At 74.1% G+C, this 18276-nt stretch carries 16 protein-coding genes; 5 read left to right on the top strand and 11 right to left on the bottom strand.

Annotated elements, in window-relative coordinates; all coding sequences use genetic code 11:
* Positions 1-74 precede the first annotated feature (74 nt).
* Complete coding sequence (locus tag C7M71_RS19985; RefSeq protein ID WP_114914454.1) at positions 75-1139, top strand: ThiF family adenylyltransferase; 1065 nt, start codon at positions 75-77, stop codon at positions 1137-1139.
* Between the two features lie 150 nt (positions 1140-1289).
* A complete protein-coding gene (locus C7M71_RS19980) occupies positions 1290-2633 on the top strand; it encodes an ABC1 kinase family protein (protein ID WP_111494968.1) in 1344 nt (447 codons plus the stop codon).
* 123 nt (positions 2634-2756) lie between these two features.
* Here C7M71_RS19980 and C7M71_RS19975 read toward each other — a convergent pair whose 3' ends face one another.
* The 4 genes from C7M71_RS19975 to C7M71_RS19960 all read right to left on the bottom strand — a co-directional run bounded on the left by C7M71_RS19975 (position 2757) and on the right by C7M71_RS19960 (position 6507).
* Positions 2757-3116 (bottom strand): hypothetical protein, encoded by a 360-nt coding sequence (locus C7M71_RS19975; protein ID WP_407675922.1) that lies wholly within the window; start codon positions 3114-3116, stop codon positions 2757-2759.
* Positions 3113-3442 (bottom strand): WhiB family transcriptional regulator, encoded by a 330-nt coding sequence (locus C7M71_RS19970; protein WP_111494972.1) that lies wholly within the window; start codon positions 3440-3442, stop codon positions 3113-3115. The genes C7M71_RS19975 and C7M71_RS19970 overlap by 4 nt, the downstream gene beginning before the upstream one ends.
* A 171-nt stretch (positions 3443-3613) precedes the next feature.
* Positions 3614-4039 (bottom strand): hypothetical protein, encoded by a 426-nt coding sequence (locus tag C7M71_RS19965; protein WP_111494966.1) that lies wholly within the window; start codon positions 4037-4039, stop codon positions 3614-3616.
* Between the two features lie 191 nt (positions 4040-4230).
* Positions 4231-6507 (bottom strand): ATP-dependent DNA helicase UvrD2, encoded by a 2277-nt coding sequence (locus C7M71_RS19960; protein WP_114914453.1) that lies wholly within the window; start codon positions 6505-6507, stop codon positions 4231-4233.
* A gap of 255 nt (positions 6508-6762) precedes the next feature.
* Here C7M71_RS19960 and C7M71_RS19955 point away from each other — a divergent pair, with 255 nt between their 5' ends.
* Entirely contained in the window at positions 6763-6999 is a 237-nt protein-coding gene (locus C7M71_RS19955) for a mycoredoxin (protein ID WP_111492594.1), read from the top strand.
* Positions 7000-7074: 75 nt separating this feature from the next.
* Here the strand turns inward: C7M71_RS19955 and C7M71_RS19950 are convergent, their stop codons facing one another.
* Positions 7075-7902: a GntR family transcriptional regulator gene (locus C7M71_RS19950; RefSeq protein WP_162824313.1), complete on the bottom strand. Its 828-nt coding sequence runs from the start codon at positions 7900-7902 to the stop codon at positions 7075-7077.
* A 168-nt stretch (positions 7903-8070) separates the two neighbouring features.
* On the opposite strand from C7M71_RS19950, the gene C7M71_RS19945 reads away from it, so the two are divergent.
* Positions 8071-8547 (top strand): ATP-binding protein, encoded by a 477-nt coding sequence (locus C7M71_RS19945; protein WP_162824312.1) that lies wholly within the window; start codon positions 8071-8073, stop codon positions 8545-8547.
* A gap of 109 nt (positions 8548-8656) precedes the next feature.
* On the opposite strand, the gene nudC is transcribed toward C7M71_RS19945, so the two are convergent.
* From nudC to C7M71_RS19920, 5 genes are all read right to left on the bottom strand, one after another.
* Positions 8657-9604, bottom strand: a complete 948-nt coding sequence (nudC, locus tag C7M71_RS19940; RefSeq protein ID WP_407675994.1) for an NAD(+) diphosphatase — start codon at positions 9602-9604, stop codon at positions 8657-8659.
* A 137-nt stretch (positions 9605-9741) separates the two neighbouring features.
* Positions 9742-11178: a M20/M25/M40 family metallo-hydrolase gene (locus tag C7M71_RS19935; RefSeq protein WP_111492596.1), complete on the bottom strand. Its 1437-nt coding sequence runs from the start codon at positions 11176-11178 to the stop codon at positions 9742-9744.
* A 196-nt stretch (positions 11179-11374) separates the two neighbouring features.
* Positions 11375-14191 (bottom strand): FtsX-like permease family protein, encoded by a 2817-nt coding sequence (locus C7M71_RS19930; protein WP_111492597.1) that lies wholly within the window; start codon positions 14189-14191, stop codon positions 11375-11377.
* Positions 14188-14913 carry an ABC transporter ATP-binding protein gene (locus tag C7M71_RS19925; protein WP_111492598.1) on the bottom strand — a complete coding sequence of 242 codons (726 nt, stop codon included), beginning with the start codon at positions 14911-14913 and terminating at the stop codon, positions 14188-14190. The genes C7M71_RS19930 and C7M71_RS19925 overlap by 4 nt, the downstream gene beginning before the upstream one ends.
* Positions 14914-15069: 156 nt before the next feature.
* A complete protein-coding gene (locus C7M71_RS19920; protein ID WP_111492599.1) occupies positions 15070-15699 on the bottom strand; it encodes a PadR family transcriptional regulator in 630 nt (209 codons plus the stop codon).
* Between the two features lie 89 nt (positions 15700-15788).
* Between C7M71_RS19920 and C7M71_RS19915 the strand changes: the two genes are divergently transcribed.
* Positions 15789-17015, top strand: a complete 1227-nt coding sequence (locus C7M71_RS19915; RefSeq protein ID WP_114914452.1) for an endonuclease/exonuclease/phosphatase family protein — start codon at positions 15789-15791, stop codon at positions 17013-17015.
* 22 nt (positions 17016-17037) lie between these two features.
* Here the strand turns inward: C7M71_RS19915 and C7M71_RS19910 are convergent, their stop codons facing one another.
* Positions 17038-18198 (bottom strand): PP2C family protein-serine/threonine phosphatase, encoded by a 1161-nt coding sequence (locus C7M71_RS19910; protein WP_229759173.1) that lies wholly within the window; start codon positions 18196-18198, stop codon positions 17038-17040.
* Positions 18199-18276: the final 78 nt, after the last annotated feature.

Below are 18276 nucleotides of genomic sequence, written 5' to 3'. Positions count from 1 at the left end.
GCCTCGCCGCATGCTGCCGTCAGTGGCCGAAGATCAGTGGCCGAAGGGATCAGTGGCCGAAGGGGGAGACCGGGATGACCCGTCCGATGCTCAAGACCGCACTGCCCCGCACCTGGCGGGAGCGCGAGGTGCTGCAGTTCGGCGCGGTGGCGGAGCGCGCCGTGCTGCTGGACGGCGTCCGGCCGGCGGTGAGCGCCTTCCTCGACCTGGTGGACGGCAGCCGGGAGACCGAGCAGTTGCTCGCGGAGGGCGAGCGGCTCGGTGTGGGCAGCGGTCCGGCCCGGGAGCTGCTGGGGTCGCTGGCCCGGGCGGGCCTGCTGGACGACGCCGGGGCCCAGCAGGCCCTCGGCCCCCTTCCCGCGCCCTACCGCCGCCGGCTGGCTCCGGACCTCGCCTCGCTCTCCCTGGTGCATCCGGAGCCGGGCGCCGCGCCCGCGCTGCTGGCGGCGCGCGGCTCGGCGGCGGTGCAGGTGCGCGGCGCCGGCCGGGTCGGCGCCGCGGTGGCGGCGCTGCTGGCGGCGGCGGGTGTGGGGGTGGTCGAGGTGGTCGACCGGGGGCGGGTCGCGGCGGGCGACTGCACTCCTGCGGGCGTCCCACCGCAGGATGTCGGCCGGCTGCGCACCACTGCGGCCCGTGAGGCGCTGCGCCGTGCCGGGGCCGGTACGGCTCCGGCGGCCAGGGCCGGTACGCCGCAGCTGGTGGTGGTCGCACCGCGCGACGGTACGGCCGGGCTCGCCGCCGACCCGGCGCAGGGGCGGCAGCTGATGCGGGCGGGGGTGCCGCACCTCTACACCTGCGTGGTGGAGCATCTGGGCCTGGTCGGCCCGCTGGTGCTGCCGGGGGCCGCCGCCTGCGGCGGCTGCGCGACGCTGCACCGGGGCGACCGGGACCCGGCCTGGGTGCGGCTGGTGGCCCAGCTCTGCTCGGACGGGGCGGCCCGGGCCCGTACGCCCGCCTGCGACACCGCGCTGGCCGGAGCGGTCGCGGGTCTGGCGGCGCTGCATGTGCTGATGCTGCTGGACGGCGGTCGGCCGCCCAGTGTGGACGGGGTGATGGAGCTGTCTGCGGCGGACGGCATGGTGCGGCGGCTGCGGATGCCGCTCCACCCGGACTGCGGCTGTGCCTGGTACGGGGGTTAGGCGATGTCAGGGTCGGATGTCCGGGGTCGGTCTGCCCGCAGGGGCGCGTGGGATCGGCCGGGAACGGTGGGGGCAGCGGGCACAATGGCGGAGGGACCGCCACCTCGCGACCGCGCGGGACCCCGGCGGCCAGGTACCAGGGAGGCCAGTGTGAGCGATCTTCCACGCAAGGCAGTGACGCGGACCGCGAAGCTCGCCGCGCTGCCGCTGGGGATAGCCGGTCGCGCCACACTCGGCCTGGGCAAGCGGATCGGCGGGCGGCCCGCCGATGTGGTCGCCGCCGAGATGCAGCAGCGCACCGCCGACCAGCTCTTCAAGGTGTTGGGGGAGCTGAAGGGCGGAGCGATGAAGTTCGGGCAGGTGCTCTCCGTCTTCGAGGCGGCGCTTCCGGAGGAGGTGGCCGGCCCGTACCGGGCAGCGCTGACCAAGCTCCAGGACGCCGCGCCGCCGATGCCCGCCGCGACCGTGCACACGGTACTGGCGGAGCGGCTGGGGGCGAGGTGGCGGGATGACTTCCTGGAGTTCGACGACCGGCCGGCGGCAGCCGCCTCGATCGGGCAGGTGCACCGAGGGGTCTGGCGGGACGGCCGTGTGGTGGCGGTGAAGGTCCAGTACCCGGGGGCCGGTGAGGCGCTGCTCTCCGACCTCAACCAGCTCTCCCGGGTGGCGCGGCTGATCGGCCCGCTGATCCCGGGACTGGACATCAAGCCGCTGATCGCCGAGTTGCGGGAGCGGGTGGCCGAGGAGCTGGACTACGCCCTGGAGGCCAAGGCGCAGCAGGCCCACGCGGAGGAGTTCGAGGGCGACCCGGACATCCGGGTGCCGGCGGTGGTGGCCCAGTCCGACCAGGTGCTGGTCAGCGAGTGGCTGGACGGGGTGCCGCTGGCCGAGATCATCGCCCGGGGCAGCCGGGAGGAGCGCGACCGGGCCGGTTGGCTGCTGGTGCGGTTCCTGTTCGCCGGTCCGGCCCGCACCGGGCTGCTGCACGCCGACCCGCACCCGGGCAACTTCCGGCTGATCAAGGACGACGGCCCGCCGGAGGGGTGGCTGCTGGGCGTGATGGACTTCGGGACGGTGGACCGGCTGCCCGAGGGGCTGCCGCTGCCGGTCGGCACGGCGCTGCGGATGGCGCTGGCCGGGGAGGCCGGGGCGGTGCTGGAGATGCTGCGCCAGGAGGGCTTCGTCAAGCCGACCATCGAGCTGGACCCGGATGCGGTGCTGGACTATCTGATGCCGATGATCGAACCGGCCGCCGAGGACCGCTTCACCTTCACCCGGGCCTGGATGCGCACCCAGGCTGCGCGGATCGCCGATCCGCGCTCCCCCGCCTATGACCTGGGCAAGCAGCTCAATCTGCCGCCGTCGTACCTGCTGATCCACCGGGTGACGCTCTCCACCATCGGGGTGCTCTGCCAGCTGGGCGCGGAGGCGCCGTTCCGCCGGGAGATGCTGGAGTGGCTGCCGGGCTTTGCGCGCGACGAGGGCCTGGGCTGACGGCCGTACGGCGAACGGCGAACGGCCCGCCAGGCAGCTGGGGTGCCTGGCGGGCCGTTCGCATGCGCGGTCCATGGGTGTTGCGGGTGGAGCGGGTCGTGCGGATGGAGCGGGTCGTGCGGGTTACTGCATCAGCGCGACGGCGAGGGCACGGCGGGCGCGCAGCGAGGCACGCTCGGCCCGGCGCTTCAGCCGACGGGCGGTGACGACCCGTCGGGCGAGCCGCTCGCCCTCGGCTTGATGGTGCAGTTGTTGCATATGGGCACGGGCCATGGCTTCGTGCATGAGATGCATGTCGCGGGTCCTGTTCTGGAGAGTCAGTTCGGAGGTCTGCTCGGGGCGGACGGTCGGGTCGGGAATCGGGGTCATCGTCGGGTCCTGCTCGTGGTGCGTGGAGTCGTGGAGGCGGGAGTCGGCCTTGGCTGCGGCGACGCGGATGGAGATCCGCAGGCCGTCATCGGGGCGGACCAGGGTGGCGGTCACGCGGCGACCTCGGACTTGCGCGGACGGCCACGCGGCCGCTTGCGGGCCACGACGACACCCTGCACAAAGAGCTCCCCGCCCCAGACGCCCCAGGGCTCGCGGCGCTCCAGCGCGCCCTGGAGGCAGGCCGCCTTCACCGGGCAGGTGGCACAGAGGGACTTGGCGTACTCCACGTCCGCCGGGGTCTCCGCGAAGAAGACCTCCGGGTCGTAGGAGCGGCACGGCATGGACGCGCCGAGGGCGTCGGACTCGTCCAGCACGGTGATCTGCATCAGGGAAACCTCCGGGGGACCGGCCTTGTCGGCCGGGGTGATCGGCTCTGTCATCGGTACGGACGGGGGGTGCGGTGTGGTGACCGTGGACACTTCTGCGTCTACCTCGTCTTTGGTTTCGTTCCGGCCTTGTGGGCCGGTGGGGCGGTGGTACCGGACAAACAGAAGGGCCGCGGATCCCGGTGACGGGTTCCGCGGCCCTGGAGGTGCCGACCTGACGCTGGATCAGGTTCGTTCTCTCCAGGGTTCGAGCCCGCGGAAGGCCCGCATCGAACGGGTGGCATCGGTCGCAAAATCGGCCGCTGCCTGGTGAATCTGCTGGTCCTGCTGGTTGCCGGCACCGATGGCGTGGACATAGCCGTACTCGGCGGCTGCTGCCGCTGCCTTCGGTGCCTGGGTCGGTCGGTCGCTGCGCTCCACACGCTTCACCACGACGGGGGTCCAGCCACGGGACAGACCGGCGCCGGTCATGCCGGTACCGGTGGTGCCGGTAGTACCGGTGACGGACAGAACGGTCCTGTCAAGGCCGAGGACGCCACTGGCCAGGACGACGCCGCCACGCAGATGCGCGGCTGCGGCGGAAACGCCCATGGCGACGGCGACGGTCTCGTCCGTCAGTTTGATCGTCGTGATCATCTCGGTGGTCTCCACTGTCCCCGCCTCCTTTCGGCGTCTCGCAGGCCCCGGTCCCCCGGGTCCCGACTGGCTGGCTCTGTCGGTGATGCGTGTGTTGCAGGTGATGCAGGTGATGCAGATGTGACGGATGGGAATCCGCACAGCTCGCGACCTCGTTCCCCTTGGCCGCCTCGGCAGGCTATTGCGCGGGGTACGGGACGCGCAAACTATTTTTCGGGCGAGTTTTCCGGGGCTTCGCCGCCGTCGTCCCCCGGGTCGTCCCCGGACGGCTCCGGTACGGCTCCGACCGGCTGCTCCCCCGAGCACAACGACAGCACGTCGGCTCCGTACTTGTCCAGCTTGGACGGGCCCACCCCGGGGATTCCGGCCAGCTCCCGCTCGCTGCCCGGCGGATCCTCGGCGATGGCCATCAGGGTGGCGTCGGTGAAGACCACATACGCCGGCACCCCGTGGGTACGGGCCTGCTCACTGCGCCACTCCCGCAGCCGCTCGAAGAGCGCCTCGTCCATCGAGGAGGGGCAGCCCTCGCAGCGGCGCAGCTTGCGCTCCACCGCCTCGGTCAGCGCCCGGCCGCAGACCCGGCACTTCACCGGCCCCCGGTTGCGGCGCCCGCCGGCGCGCTCGCCCCCCGCCTCCGCTCCGGCGTGCCCGCCGCGACCGGCCCGCGCACCGGAGCGCGCGCTGGAGCCGGGCCGCAGGCCGTCCAGGAAACGGGTGGGGATGCGACCGGCCCGGCCGCCCGGGGAGCGGGCGAGGGCCCAGGAGAGGGAGAGGTGGACCCGGGCACGGGTGACGCCGACATAGAGGAGTCGGCGCTCCTCCTCGATCTGCTCGTCCGTCTTGGCATAGGTGATCGGCATCATGCCCTCGGTGAGGCCGACCAGGAAGACCGCGTCCCACTCCAGGCCCTTGGCGGCATGCAGCGAGGCGAGGGTGACGCCCTCCACGGCGGGCGCGTGCTGCGCATTGGCACGCCCGTCCAGCTCGGCGACATACGCGGCCAGGTCGGCGTCCCGGCCGGCGGCACGCTGCGCCGACTCGAACTCCTCGGCCAGCCGGACCAGGGCGGCCAGCGACTCCCAGCGCTCCCGCACCGCACCGGAGCCGCCCGGCGGCTCCGGGGTGAACCCCCGGGTGGCCAGCACCGCCCGCACCTGGGCGGCCAGGTCGGGCCCGTCCACGGCGAGGGTGTCCGCACCGGCCCGGGCGGCGCCGCGCAGCAGCATCCCGGCCTCGCGGATCTCGGGCCGCTCGAAGAACCGCTCGGCGCCCTTGAGCTGGTAGGGCAGGCCGAGGTCGGCCAGCGCCTGCTCATAGACCTCGGACTGGCCGTTGGTACGGAACAGCACCGCGATCTCGCTGGCCCGCACGCCGCGCGCCAGCAGCTCCCGGATGCGGTGCGCGGTGCCCTCGGCCTCGGCGGGCTCGTCGGTGTACTCGGTGTAGACGGGGTCGGGCCCGGCGTCGCGCTGGGAGACCAGCTCCAGGCGGTGCTGGGCGGCCTGGCCCCGGGCCTGCGCCAGCAGCCCGTTGGCCAGGTGGACCACCTCGGGGGTGGAGCGGTAGTCGCGGACCAGCTTGACCACCGTGGCGTCCGGATGCCTGGTCCGGAACCCCAGCAGGTAGTCGGGGGTGGCGCCGGTGAAGGAGTAGATGGTCTGGCTGGCGTCGCCCACCACGCAGAGGCTGGAGCCGGGGCCCACCCACTGGTCGAGCAGCCGCTGCTGGAGCGGGGAGACGTCCTGGTACTCGTCCACGGTGAAGTGCTGGTACTGCGCGCGGACCTGCTCGGAGATCTCCGGGCGGTCCTCCAGGATGGCGGCGGTGAGCAGCAGCACATCCTCGAAGTCGATGACGCCCCGGTCCCGCTTGAGCTGCTCGTAGATGCCGTAGACGCGGGAGATCTCGGCGGCGTCGCGGGGGGCCTCGCGGCCGGCCTTGGCGACGGCGGCAGGATAGTCCTCCGGGACGATCTGGGTGACCTTGGACCACTCGATCTCCCCGGTGAGGTCGCGCAGCTCGGTGCGCTGCACCCGCAGCCCGCAGCGCCCGGCCGCCTCGGCGACCAGCTGCACCTTGCGCTCCAGCAGCCGGGGGACCTCGCCGCCCACGGCGCGCGGCCAGAAGTACTGGAGCTGGCGGAGCGCGGCGGAGTGGAAGGTGCGCGCCTGCACGCCCTCGGCGCCGAGCTGGCGCAGCCGCCCGCGCATCTCGCCGGCGGCGCGCGCGGTGAAGGTGACCGCGAGCACCTGCTGCGGCCGGTAGACGCCGCTGCGCACGCCGTAGGCGATGCGGTGGGTGATGGCGCGGGTCTTGCCGGTACCGGCGCCGGCGAGCACGCAGACCGGGCCGTGCAGCGCGGTGGCGACCGCGCGCTGCTCGGGGTCGAGGCCGGCGAGCACCGCGTCGGCGTCGGCCGGCCCGCCGCTGTCGGGGCCGTACGGGTGGCGCGGTTCGTCCGGGACCGGGAGCTGTGCCTGCATGGGGACATCCTCTCAAGCCCGGCGGACACTCTGCGGCGGGTTGTCCACAGCCCCGGTGGGTTTGTACGACCGCAGCCTGTACGACCGCAGCCCCGGGAGCGCTCGGGCTCCGGTGGCACGCCGGCCCTGGTACCGCGCCGGTAGCCCGCGCCGGAATGTTCCGGGCGGCCCCGGCGTTCGGAAGAGTGCGGCGGACCGCCCCCAGGGTGCGTGACCGCCGCTCGTACACCCGACCGAGCGAAGGAGCCGACCGCGATGTCCGTCACCATGTACAGCACCACCTGGTGCGGCTACTGCCGCCGCCTCAAGGGCCAGCTGGAGCGCGAGGGCATCGCCTACACCGAGGTCAACATCGAGCACGACCCGGCGTCGGCGCAGTTTGTGGAGTCGGTCAACGGCGGCAACCAGACCGTGCCGACCCTGCTCTTCGCCGACGGCTCGGCGCTGACCAACCCCTCGCTGGCCCAGGTGAAGGCCAAGCTGAGCGTCTGACGCCCCACGGCCCATGCCCCACGGCGCCGCTGCGGCCGGCCCGCGACCGGAGACCGGTCGCGGGCCGGCGGCGTCTCAGCCCCGGACCGCGGTGCGGCCGGTGCGGGCGGCGTGGGCCGCGCGTCCGGCCAGCTCACCGAGGCCGTAGAGCAGCCGGCTGCGGTCGGCCGAGTAGCGGGTCTCGATCACCCGGACCGGGCCCCGGGTGTCGTATGTCGCCCGGGTCTGCACCATCAGCGGGACACCCGGTCCGGCCTGGAACCACTGCGCCTCCTCCGGGCCGGGCATCCGGGCGGTGAGGTGGTCCACCGCACCGATCTCGGTGCGGCCGATGTCGGCCAGCACCATCTCGTCGCCGCCGTCGACCGGGTCGGGGTCCATCAGGGGCGTGCCTGCGGCGAGCCCGGCCGGGAAGTGGCTCTCCTCGATCGACCAGGGCTCGCTGTCCAGGAAGCGCAGCACCCTGCGGAGCACCACCGCCTCCCCGGGCCGCAGCCCGAGCCGCTCGGCGATGTCGGTGCGGGCACGTACGATCAGCATCTCGAAGTCCGCCGTCAACCTGCGGTCTGCCGCCTGCGCCTCCTCCGCGTACACCTCGGAGGGGCTTGCCAGGCTGTCTCCGGCCTGCGGTCCCGACGCGGAGCGGTATGCGTGGTGGTCCAGGACCGAGTGGTCCTTCAGGAATGTGCCCTTGCCCTGCACGCGGACCAGCTGGCCCTCGTTGACCAGCACGTCCACGGCCAGCCGCACGGTGTTGCGGGCGACGCCGTACTGCGTCTCGAGTTCGGCTTCGACGGGCAGTGCCGCTCCGCCCTGCCATTCGCCGGCGGCGATGCGGCGCCGCAGGTCCGCGGCGAGCCGCTGGTACTTGGGCGCTTGCCCAGGGGCACGGGAGATGTTCACCCGAGGAATGTAGCGATTCCGGTTGCACCTATTCCCGGAAATCAGCCAATATTGGTCAAGGATGGAGCCATGGGGTTGATTCCAATGACTTGCATTCGGGGGGATCCGATGTCTGTACAGAGCAACGCGCATGAAGCCGGAAGGCAACGGGGCTGCCATGGAGCAGCCATGAACGACCGGGGCGCCTGGGCCACCACGGTCTCCTTCCCCTCCCATCCGCGCAATGTCGCCCGCAGCCGGCTGCTGGCCCGGACCGCGCTGGCGGCCTGGGGTGCACCGCAGTTGGCGGACAGCGCCGAGATCCTGGTCTCCGAGCTGGTCACCAATGCCGTGCGGTACGGCAGCGGCCCGGTCTCGCTGGCCCTGGTGCTCACCGAGGAGGCGCTTCAGATCTCGGTGTCGGACTGCGGGCCCGACCTGCCCGCCACCCGGCCCGCCCGCACCGATGAGCCGGGCGGGCGGGGGCTGGGGATCGTGGAGCGGCTCTGCGGCGGCTGGCAGGTGACCACCAGACTCCGAGGCAAGACGGTCACCTGCCGACTGGCGGGCGACCACACCGCCGACCACGCCACCGAGCCCACAACCGAGCCCACCACCGGGCCCACCACCGGCCGCAACCCGGCCGGAAACCGACATCGGGGCTGAAAAGCGACCGGCGGGCCCCGGAACGGCTGCGCCGGGTGCACCCGATCGGGTGCACCCGGCGCTGGGAGCGCTCGCCGGGCGCGGGCACCCGCCCGTGCGACCGGGCGGGCTACCAGCGCGCTGCCGCCGGGATCGGCTCGCCGTACCAGCGCTCGATCAGATGGCGCGCGATGGATATCCCGGACGGCGGCAGCATCTCCCCCGACTCCCAACCGGCCCGCAGCTCCGCCCGGCTGACCCAGCGGGCCTCGGAGAGCTCCTCGCCGTCCACCGTGATCCGGGTGCCGTCGGGGTGCGCCCGGGCGACAAAGCCCAGCATCAGGCTGGACGGGAAGGGCCACGGCTGGCTGGCGATGTACTCGACCTCGGCCACCCGCACCCCCGCCTCCTCGGCCACCTCGCGCACCACCGCCTGCTCCAGTGACTCGCCCGGCTCCACAAACCCGGCCAGCGTCGACCAGCGGCCCTCCGGCCAGATCGACTGGCGCCCCAGCAGGCAGCGGTCCTGGTCGTCGGTGACCAGCATGATCACCGCCGGGTCGGTGCGCGGGTAGTGCTCGGCGGCGCAGGAGGTGCAGCGGCGTACGTGCCCCGCACCGGCCTTGCGCGTCGGGTGCCCGCAGCGGGAGCAGAAGGAGTGCAGCCGGTGCCAGTTCTCCAGCGCCACCGCGTGCACCAGCAGCCCCGCGTCGCGCTCCGAGAGCAGCCCGGCCACCTCGCGCAGACCCGCCGGCCGGGCGTCGCCGTCCAGTCGGCCCGGCAGCGACTCACCGGCCAGGGCGAAGTAGGAGACCCCGGCGTCGTCGGTGCCCAGGAAGTAGCGGTCGCCCTCGTCCGGCGCCTCGAAGGAGGGCACCAGCACCAGTTCGGTGCCCTGCTCGGTGTCCACCACAAACGCCTCGCCGCCCGCGATCGGCAGCACCCTGGTCGCGGGGTGGCTCCAGGCGGCGGCCAGCCATGGCTCATCGAAGCGGCGGTGCGCGGCGCGGTCCACGCCTCCCCTGGAGAGCGCCGGGGCGACCGGCTCGGCGGCCTTCGCCGCCACAGCCCGGTCCACAGCCTTGTCCACAGCCCTGTCCACGGGCCGATCCACTGCCCGGGCCGCCGCCCGGTCTGCTGCGTGCTGCGAGGTCACTGCCGTCCCGTCCCGTTCCGTGCGGTCGCCGTACTCCCTATCGTCCGACACCGCGGTACTCACCGGGCGTCCTCGCCCGGCGTCCAGCTCCCGGCGAGGTCGCTCCAGAGGTAGGCGCTGGTCTCCACGCCCTTGAGCAGCAGGTCCAGCTCGACCTTCTCGTTCACCGAGTGCCAGCCGTCGGAGGGCACCGAGATGCCCAGGAAGAGCACCGGCACGCCGAGCACGTCCTGGAGGTCGGCGGCGGGCCCGGAGCCGCCCTCCCGGGTGAAGCGGACCTCCTGGCCGAAGGCCCGGCCCATGGAGCGCACCAGCGACCGGAGGGCCGGGTGGTCCAGCGGGGTGAGGCAGGGCCGGGTGGCGCCGGGGAAGACGATCTCATGGCGGATTCCGGCGGGCAGCCGCTCGGCGACCCAGTCCCGCACCGCCTCCCGGACCTTCTCCACCTCCTGCCCGGCCACCAGCCGGAAGGAGAGCTTCAGATGCGCCGAGGAGGGCACGATGGTCTTCCCGCCGGGGCCGGTGTAGCCGCCCCAGATGCCGTTGACCTCGGCCGTCGGGCGGGCCCAGATCCGCTCCAGGGTGGTGTGTCCGGCCTCCCCGAGGGTGCCGTGCGACCGGGCGACGCGCAGCCACTCCGCCTCGTCGAAGGGCAGCTCGGCGAAGAGCTCCCGCTCGCGCTCGGTGAGCTCCACCACCCCGTCGTAGAAGCCGGGCACCGCCACCCGCCGGTCGGCGTCGTGCAGGGCGGCGGCCAGCCGGGCGGCCTCGGTGGCCGGGTTGGGCACCGCGCCGCCGAAGGAGCCGGAGTGGATGTCCTGGTCCGGCCCGTACAGGTCGATCTGGCAGTCGGCGAGGCCGCGCATGCCGGTGCAGACGGTCGGGGTGTCCTCGGCCCACATGCCGGTGTCGGAGACGATCACCGCGTCGCAGGCCAGCCGGTCGGCGTGGCGGCGCACCAGCGCGGCGAAGTGCGGCGAGCCGGACTCCTCCTCGCCCTCGATCAGCAGCTTGAGGTTGACCGCGGGCGCGGTGCGGCCCGTCGCCGCCAGGTGGGCGCGCACCCCCAGGGTGTGGAAGAAGACCTGGCCCTTGTCGTCGGCGGCGCCCCGGCCGTACATCCGCCCGTCGGCGACCACCGGCTCGAAGGGCTCGGTGGCCCAGCCGTCCTCCCGGGCGGCGGGCTGCACATCGTGGTGCCCGTAGACCAGGACGGTCGGTGCGTCCGGCTCCCCCGACGGCCACTCCGCGAAGACCGCCGGCAGCCCCCGGCCCTCGTCGCCGGACGCGGAACCGGTCTCCCAGATCTCGGCGACCGGGAAGCCGGTCTCCCGCAGCTTCTCCGCCAGCCACTCGGCGGACCGGCGCACCTCGCCGGACCGCGCGGGGTCGGCGGAGACGGACGGGATACGCAGCCAGGAGGCCAGGTCGTCGAGGAAGGCGGCGCGGTGCTGGTCGATGTAGGAGCGGACGGCGCTGTCCGGGGTTTTCGTCATAGAGACGACTTTAGTTCGACGGCGGCGCCGACCGCTGCCGTCGACCGGTCGGCGGACACCGGCCCCGGACGTGGGATGCGTCACGCCCGGGGCCGGTCGCCGCCGTGGGGATCAGGCTGCCGTACAGATCAGGCTGCCGTACGGATCAGGCTGCCGTACGGATCAGGCTGCCGTACGGATCAGGCTGCCGTACGGATCAGTCCGCCCGGCGCACCAGGGAGATCCGGGAGCGGGAGAGCAGCGCGGCCAGCACCACCGCCACCACCGGCAGGGCGACCACGGTGAGCGCCAGGTCCGTCCAGGGGAAGACGATGGCCCCCGCTCTGTCCGAGCCCACCGCCGCCTGCTCCACCTTGCGGAGCGCCACCGCGGGCACCACTCCGCAGACCGCCCCCAGCACCGCTCCCATGGCGGCGATCACCCCGCACTGGAAGCCGGAGAGGGTCCGCCGGATGCGAGGCGCTGCGCCCACTGCGGAGAGCGTGGCGAGGTCCTGCTGAGAGTCGGCGGCGGCCAGTCCGGTGGCGATACCGGCCGCGCCCAGCGCCACCAGGGCGGCGAAGACGGTCAGGGCCAGGTTGGCCAGGCTGCTGCGCGGCTGGTAGCCCCGCTCGACCCGGAGGTCGCCGTCGGCGGTGATCCTGCCGACCGCGCCGGCGGCCCGCTGCTCGTCCGCCCCGGTGGGGACCGTCTGCGGCTGCCAGATCGAGCCGTCCGCCGACACCTGGAGGCCCGCCTTGCGTGCGGCTTCCACGGGGAGCATCGCCTGGGCGGTGAAGACGGACGGGGTCCGCACCACCGCCGGGATGGTCACCTCGTGCGACGCGGGTTGGACCTCCTCGCCGTCGGCGTCCTGCCGGTCCGGCCAGGGTTCGGTCAGCCGCAGGGTGAGCTTCCCGTCCTTGACATAGCGGGGGTCGAAGACCACCGCGCGCCCCTCAGCGAGCGCCTGCTCCGCCGCCCGGTCGTGCACGCCGAACAGGACCCGCAGCACCTCCGAGTCACCGGCCGGCACCTGGGAGAAGCTGCTGCTCCAGGAGCGATGGCCGCCCCGGCACCGGGGGTCGTCGCGCCGCAGCCGCGCCACCTCGGCAGCGGAGAAGTGCCGTTCGCCCTCCAGCGGGCAGCTCAGCTCCGGCGGCATCACCAGCGACACATCGCCGCAGCGGTCGTCCTCGTTGCAGTCGCCCCGGTAGCTGGTCCGGTAGACGTCGGCGCGGCGGCCGAGCCCGCTGATGCTGCTCTCCACGGCGGAGCGGGCCTGGTCCAGGGCGGCGCCGTGGTCGTCCTTCACCGGGATGCCGCGCAGGGTGAGCGTCCCGGCCGGTGCGGACGCCAGGTAGTCGCGGCGCTGCTGGGCCTGGTCGCTGGTGGTGTAGATGCCGACCGCGACCGACCCCGCCACCGCGGCCATTACAGCGGCGACGGCGGGCGCGGTGCGGGCCCGGTGGCGTACGGAGTCGCGCAGGGCGAGGCGGGGGGCCAGCGGCAGCCAGCGGCCCAGCCTGCCGAAGAGTCCGACCAGGAAGGGGGTGCAGGTCACCATACCCAGTTCGGCCAGCATCGAGCCACCGAGCACCGAGGCGGTTCCCTGACCCGCGGCGGCGCCGAGCACGGCGAGTGCGGCGCCGCCCAGCAGGGCGGCCAGGCCGACCACGGCGAGCCGTCTGGACGGCGGCCTGACGGTGCCCCGGCCGGTCAGCGCGGCCACCACATCCTGCCGGGACGCCTGCACGGCGGGCACGATCGCCGCCAGCACCCCGGTGACCAGTCCGATCGCCGCGATGCCGAGCAGGTCCAGGAGGTGCAGGTCGAGATGGCCGAACCGCTGCCCGGCGGTCTCCTCCAGCCAGGACCGGCCGAGGGCGACGGCCAGTACCGCCAGCACCACGCCCACGACCGCGCCCGCCACGCCCAGCACCACTCCGCCGCCGAGCACCACGGCCCGGATGTGCGCGCGGTCGCCGCCGCCTGCGGCGAGCAGCCCCAGCTGCCGCCGGGAGCGGCGGGCGCCGACGGCGAAGGCCGGTCCGGCCAGCAGCACGATCTCCAGCAGCGCCATGCCTGCGACGGTGCCGAGCACGGTCAGGGTGGTGGGGTCGCGGAGCACACTGCGGCTCTGCTCGTGGACCACCTGGTAGTACGGCACCTCGGAGCGCGGCGGCGGGTCGAGCAGCACCTGGCGGGAGGTCACCTTGAAGCCGTACCTGTTGGCCTCCTTGACCTTCTCCCACGGGAATCCGGCGCCGCCACCCAGGGTGACCAGCCAGGAGTCGCCGTCCAGCGGGCCGCCCCAGTACGCCTGGCCGCCGGTCTTCGCGTCCGCCCCGGTGAGCGGGGCGATCAGCTCGCCGGGGCGGGCGATCAGCCCCGTACTGGACAGCCGGTCCGGGTACTCGACGCTCGCGGTGATGGTGAACGGCTGGGCGAGGCCGTTGAGGGTGGTGGTGTCGCCGAGGTGCAGGCCGGAGTCGGCCAGGAACTGCCGGGTGGCGGCGATCTCCTGGGGCTTCGCGGGGGCCCGGCCGTCCACCACGGTCACCACGCCCCGCCAGACCGGGTCGGCCAGGTCCATCTCGGCGGTGGAGACGCGGGTGAGGCCGTGGGCGGTGGTGGCGGCCACGCTGGGGCCGTTGCGTACCGGGACGATCGCGGAACCGGCCGGCAGCAACTGCCTGACCAGCTCGGCAGGGTCGGTCTCGGCGGACTTCTTCTCCTCCGGGGTCTGCCGGTGCTTCTCCGTGTCGACCGGGTAGACGCCGTCCTCCGGATCGGGCTTCTGCACGATCGACATGCCCTGCTGGTAGAGCGAGAACTGCGCGTCGGCGGCCCCCATCTGCCGGGTGATCCGCTCGCCGGGGTCCAGGCGGGCGCTCTGGTAGACGATGTCGGCGCCGGCCACGCCCAGCACCGGCAGCGCGATCATGGCCATCACCAGGGCACTGCGGCCCTTGGCGCGTACGGCGTCGCGGCGGGCGATGCGCAGCGCGACCCGCCAGGCGGTGAGCTTCACGGGGCCACCGGCCCGCCGGAGTCCCGGCCCGCGCCGGTGAGCAGGCTCTCGGCGGAGGCCACGCCGGTCTCGTCGACGATGCCGCCGTCGCGCAGGAAGACCACCCGGTCCGCCCAGGCGGCGTGCCGGGCCTCATGGGTCACCATCATGGCGGCGGCTCCGGCGTCGCAGCGGGCCCGCAGCACGGCGAGCACCGACTCGCCGGTGGTGGAGTCGAGGGCGCCGGTGGGCTCGTCGGCCAGTACCAGGCGGCGGTCGCCGATCAGCGCGCGGGCAATCGCCACCCGCTGCTGCTGGCCGCCGGACATCTCGTCGGGGAAGCGTTCCGCCAGCTCAAAGAGGTCGAACTCCTCCAGGGCGGCCAGCGCCTCGCGGCGGGCGGCGCGCGAGGAGATGCCGTCCAGCTCGCGGGGGAGCGCGACATTCTCGGCGGCGGTGAGCGCCGGTATCAGGTTGTAGTCCTGGAAGACATAGCCGACCGCGCGGCGGCGTACCGCCGCCAGGTGCTTGCGGGAGAGGTCGCCCAGTGACTGGTCCTCCACCAGCACCCGGCCGGAGGTCGGCGTGTCCAGGCCGCCGGCCAAGGTGAGCAGGGTGGACTTGCCGGAGCCGGAGGGGCCCATCACCGCCACCAGCTCGCCGGGGTGCACCGCCAGGTCCACCCCGCGCAGGGCGTGCACCTCGGCGGCGCCCCGGCCGTGCACCCGGGAGACGTTCTCCATCCTGAGGACCGGTGCTGCGCCGGTCGCCGCTGTACTGCCTGTCGCTGTGCTGCCTGTCGCTGTGCTGCCTGTCGCTGCATTGCCTGTCAAGGGGTTCCCCCAGGGGGTCGTTCAGGTCGTTCACGGAATGTCGTTCACGGAGTGGGGATGACGGCGTCAGGTCCGCCCGGACCTGGTCCCCCGCCGTCGGGTGGAGCCCTGCGGCTCGCGCTCCGTACCACCGGTCGGTTCCGGCGCCGCTGGTACGGGGCGCGGGCGGGTGAGGCGGGTCTCGCAGTGGTCGAGCCACCGCACCTCCGCCTCGGTCTGGAAGATGAGCTGCTCCAGCACCAGCAGCCAGGCGAGATCGCCGCCGTCCTCGCCCCCGGCCGACTCCCCGGTCAGGGCGCGCGCCTTGAGCCGGGTGTAGTCCTGGAGTGCCTGGATGCTGTGTCGCCGCTGCGCCTGGACCACCTCGCGGACGTCCACCCCGGGCACGGTGACGGCCATGGCCAGCTTGATGGCCAGTTCGTCGCGGGGTGGGCTGTCCCGGCGCACGGGGGTGCCGAACCAGGAGCGCATCTCGGCACGTCCTGTCTCGGTGATGGCATAGAAGACATGGCCCTCGTCGTCCTCACCGGCGGGCTCGACCAGGCCGTCGCGCTCCAGTCGGCCGAGCGTCGTGTACACCTGACCGACGTTCAACGGCCAGGTGGCACCGGTGCGGGCCTCGAACTCGCTGCGCAGCTGGTAGCCGTAGCGGGGGCCTTGGTTGAGAAGGGCGAGCAGCCCATGGCGGATCGACACAGGCAATGTATACCCGGTATGCATTCCGAGGCTCAACCTCGGGTGGGTGATCCGGCCGGGCGGACCGCCGGGCGCGGTACGGTCGCGGTGTGAGCCAGTTGCGCATCGCCACCTTCAACCTGTTGCACGGGCAGCCGCTCGCGCCGGACGGCACCCCGCTGCCCTTTCCGCCGGAGCCCGCCGACCCGGAGGTGGCGGCCGGCGCGCTGGCCGAGGCGGTGGCCGCACTCGACGCCGATGTGCTGGCGATGCAGGAGGTCGACCGGTACCAGGAGCGGTCCGGTCTGGTCGACCAGACCGCCGTGGCGGCCAAGGCGATGGGCGCCGCCGACTGGCGGTTCGCCGCCGCGCTGCACGGCCGGCCGGCGCCGGTCTCCGGCTGGGTGCGGGACCCCTCGGCGATGGGCTTCCGGGTGTACGGACCCGCCGACGTCGGCGCCGACGCGGGGTCGGCGTCATACGGCACCGCGCTGCTCACCCGGCTGCCGGTGCACCACTGGCGGGCCCGGCGCTTCGCGCCCGCGCCGTTCGGGCTGCCGCTGCGGGTGGCCGGGCGGCGGGGGCTGACCCCCGTCCCGGACGAGCCGAGGGCGGCGGTGGCGGCGGTGCTGGAGGGGGACCGGGGCCTCTTCACGGCGGTGGCCGCGCATCTGTCGTTCGTCCCCGGCTGGAATGTCGCCCAGCTGGCGGGCATCCGCCGCTGGATCGCCGACCTGCCGCGCCCCTATCTGCTGCTGGGCGACTTCAACCTGGTCGGGGCCGTGCCGCGCACCGTGCTGGGCGGCGCCGCCGTGATGGACGGGATGGCGGGCGGGGTGGCCCGTGCGCCGCGCCGTCGGCGGCGGCGGGCATTGCAGGCCGCCGTACCGGGTGCGGCGCGGTCACGGTGGACGGCCGTCGGCCCGGCGTACGGACTGGTGCCCGAACCGGTGTCCGAGCGACAGTCGGTGCCCGGGTCGGCGTCCGGGCCCGCGTACGAACCGGCGTACGGGTCGACGCGCGGCCCGGCGCGCGCGGCGCGGGTGCGCGGCTCGCGGCGGCGGCTGCGCGACCTGCGGGAGGCCCGCCGCACCCGCCTGGAGCGGGGCGGCCGGGACCGGCTGCGGATGCGCCGCACCCCGCAGCGGCAGCCCGGCGACCGGCTGCCGGGCTGGCGTGACCTGGCCCGCACCCCCACCTATCCGTCGCACCGGCCGACCGTGCAGTTCGACCACGTCCTGGCGGTGGGCGTGCGGCCCGCCGCAGTGGGCCGGGCGCACACCCCGCGTACGCCGATCTCCGACCACCGCCCGCTGCTGGTCGAGGTGGACCTCTGAGCGCGGCGCTCGGCCACCGCACTCAGCCGAGCTGCGGCACCTGGCCGTTGGGCCGGGCCACCTGCTCCGGCACCACCACGGGCTCGTACTGGAGCAGCAGCATCGCCGCGTCGTCGCCGAGTTGGCGGCCGATGTGCCGGACCACGTCCAGGTGCAGCCGGTCGAGCACCTCCCCCGGCGCACCCTCCCGGGCGCACCCGGGAAGGCGCTCCAGCAGCGGGTAGAAGCGGCCCTGCTGGTCACGCGCCTCGATCACGCCGTCGGTGTACAGCAGCACCCGGTCACCGGGCCGCACGGCCATCCGCCGCACCGGCGGCCGCACGGACTCCGGCGGCAGCACACCGAGCGGCGGCACCGGGGAGACCGGCTCCAGCAGCCGCACCGGCTCGCCGTCGCGGAGCAGCACCGGCGCCGGATGGCCGCAGTTGACGATCTCGGCCACGCCGTCCGGGCAGACCCCGATCAGCACCAGGGTGACGAACTCCTCCCCCAGCCGGTCGTGCCCGTTCTCCCGGAGCGAGCGGTCCAGGCTGTCGGCCAGCCAGCCGGCCACCCGGTCCAGCGCGTGCTCCTGGTGCGCGGCCTCGCGAAAGGCGCCCAGCACGGCGGCGGCGGTCTCCACCGCGCCCAGCCCCTTGCCGCGCACATCGCCGACGACCGCCCGCACCCCGTGCCGGGTGTTGACCACCTCGTAGAGGTCGCCGCCGATCCGGGCGTGGGCGGCGGCCGCCGCGTAGTGGACGGCGGCGCGCACGCTGCCGACCCGGTCGGGGACCGAGCGGAGCAGCACCCGCTGGGCGACCTCGGCGACCAGCCGGGCGTCGGCGAGCGCCCGCTCCTGGCGCACCCGGAGCACCGCGCTGACCCAGCCGATCAGGGTGACCAGCACGATGGCGAGCACGCTGGCGGTGTGCACCGACTGGGTCAGCACCCCGTTGTAGGCGGCCATCGCAAAGGCGGCCAGCACGGTGAGGCCGCCGACCAGCAGCGGGTACCAGGTGCGGCGGCAGACCACGGCGGCCAGCGCCGGGGCGGAGGTCAGTGCGGGCTCGACCGTCACCTCGGTCTTGCTGAACCAGTCCAGGGCGACGATGACCACCAGGGCAAGGAAGGGCAGCGCCAGGGCTGTCCGGGACCAGCCCCCGGCGAGCAGCTGCTTGAGGCGGCGGAGCCGCCCGGTCACGCTCAACGTCGGATTCTCCAGCGGGAAGCGCTCATGTGGCGGTGGGGTGGGGCCTGGCAGTCGGCCGGGGAAGGGGGT

It is taken from the genome of Peterkaempfera bronchialis (assembly GCF_003258605.2).
Taxonomy (GTDB): Bacteria; Actinomycetota; Actinomycetes; order Streptomycetales; family Streptomycetaceae; genus Peterkaempfera; species Peterkaempfera bronchialis.
This window is presented reverse-complemented; position numbering and strand designations above follow the sequence as displayed.

Excerpts from the sequence above, each read along its gene's own strand:
- C7M71_RS19985 (WP_114914454.1), top strand. The coding sequence starts at position 75 with ATGACCCGTCCGATGCTCAAGACCGCACTGCCCCGCACCTGGCGGGAG.
- C7M71_RS19970 (WP_111494972.1), bottom strand. The coding sequence starts at position 3,442 with ATGACAGAGCCGATCACCCCGGCCGACAAGGCCGGTCCCCCGGAGGTT.
- C7M71_RS19960 (WP_114914453.1), bottom strand. The coding sequence starts at position 6,507 with ATGCAGGCACAGCTCCCGGTCCCGGACGAACCGCGCCACCCGTACGGC.
- C7M71_RS19955 (WP_111492594.1), top strand. The coding sequence starts at position 6,763 with ATGTCCGTCACCATGTACAGCACCACCTGGTGCGGCTACTGCCGCCGC.
- C7M71_RS19945 (WP_162824312.1), top strand. The coding sequence starts at position 8,071 with ATGAACGACCGGGGCGCCTGGGCCACCACGGTCTCCTTCCCCTCCCAT.
- C7M71_RS19935 (WP_111492596.1), bottom strand. The coding sequence starts at position 11,178 with ATGACGAAAACCCCGGACAGCGCCGTCCGCTCCTACATCGACCAGCAC.
- C7M71_RS19925 (WP_111492598.1), bottom strand. The coding sequence starts at position 14,913 with ATGGAGAACGTCTCCCGGGTGCACGGCCGGGGCGCCGCCGAGGTGCAC.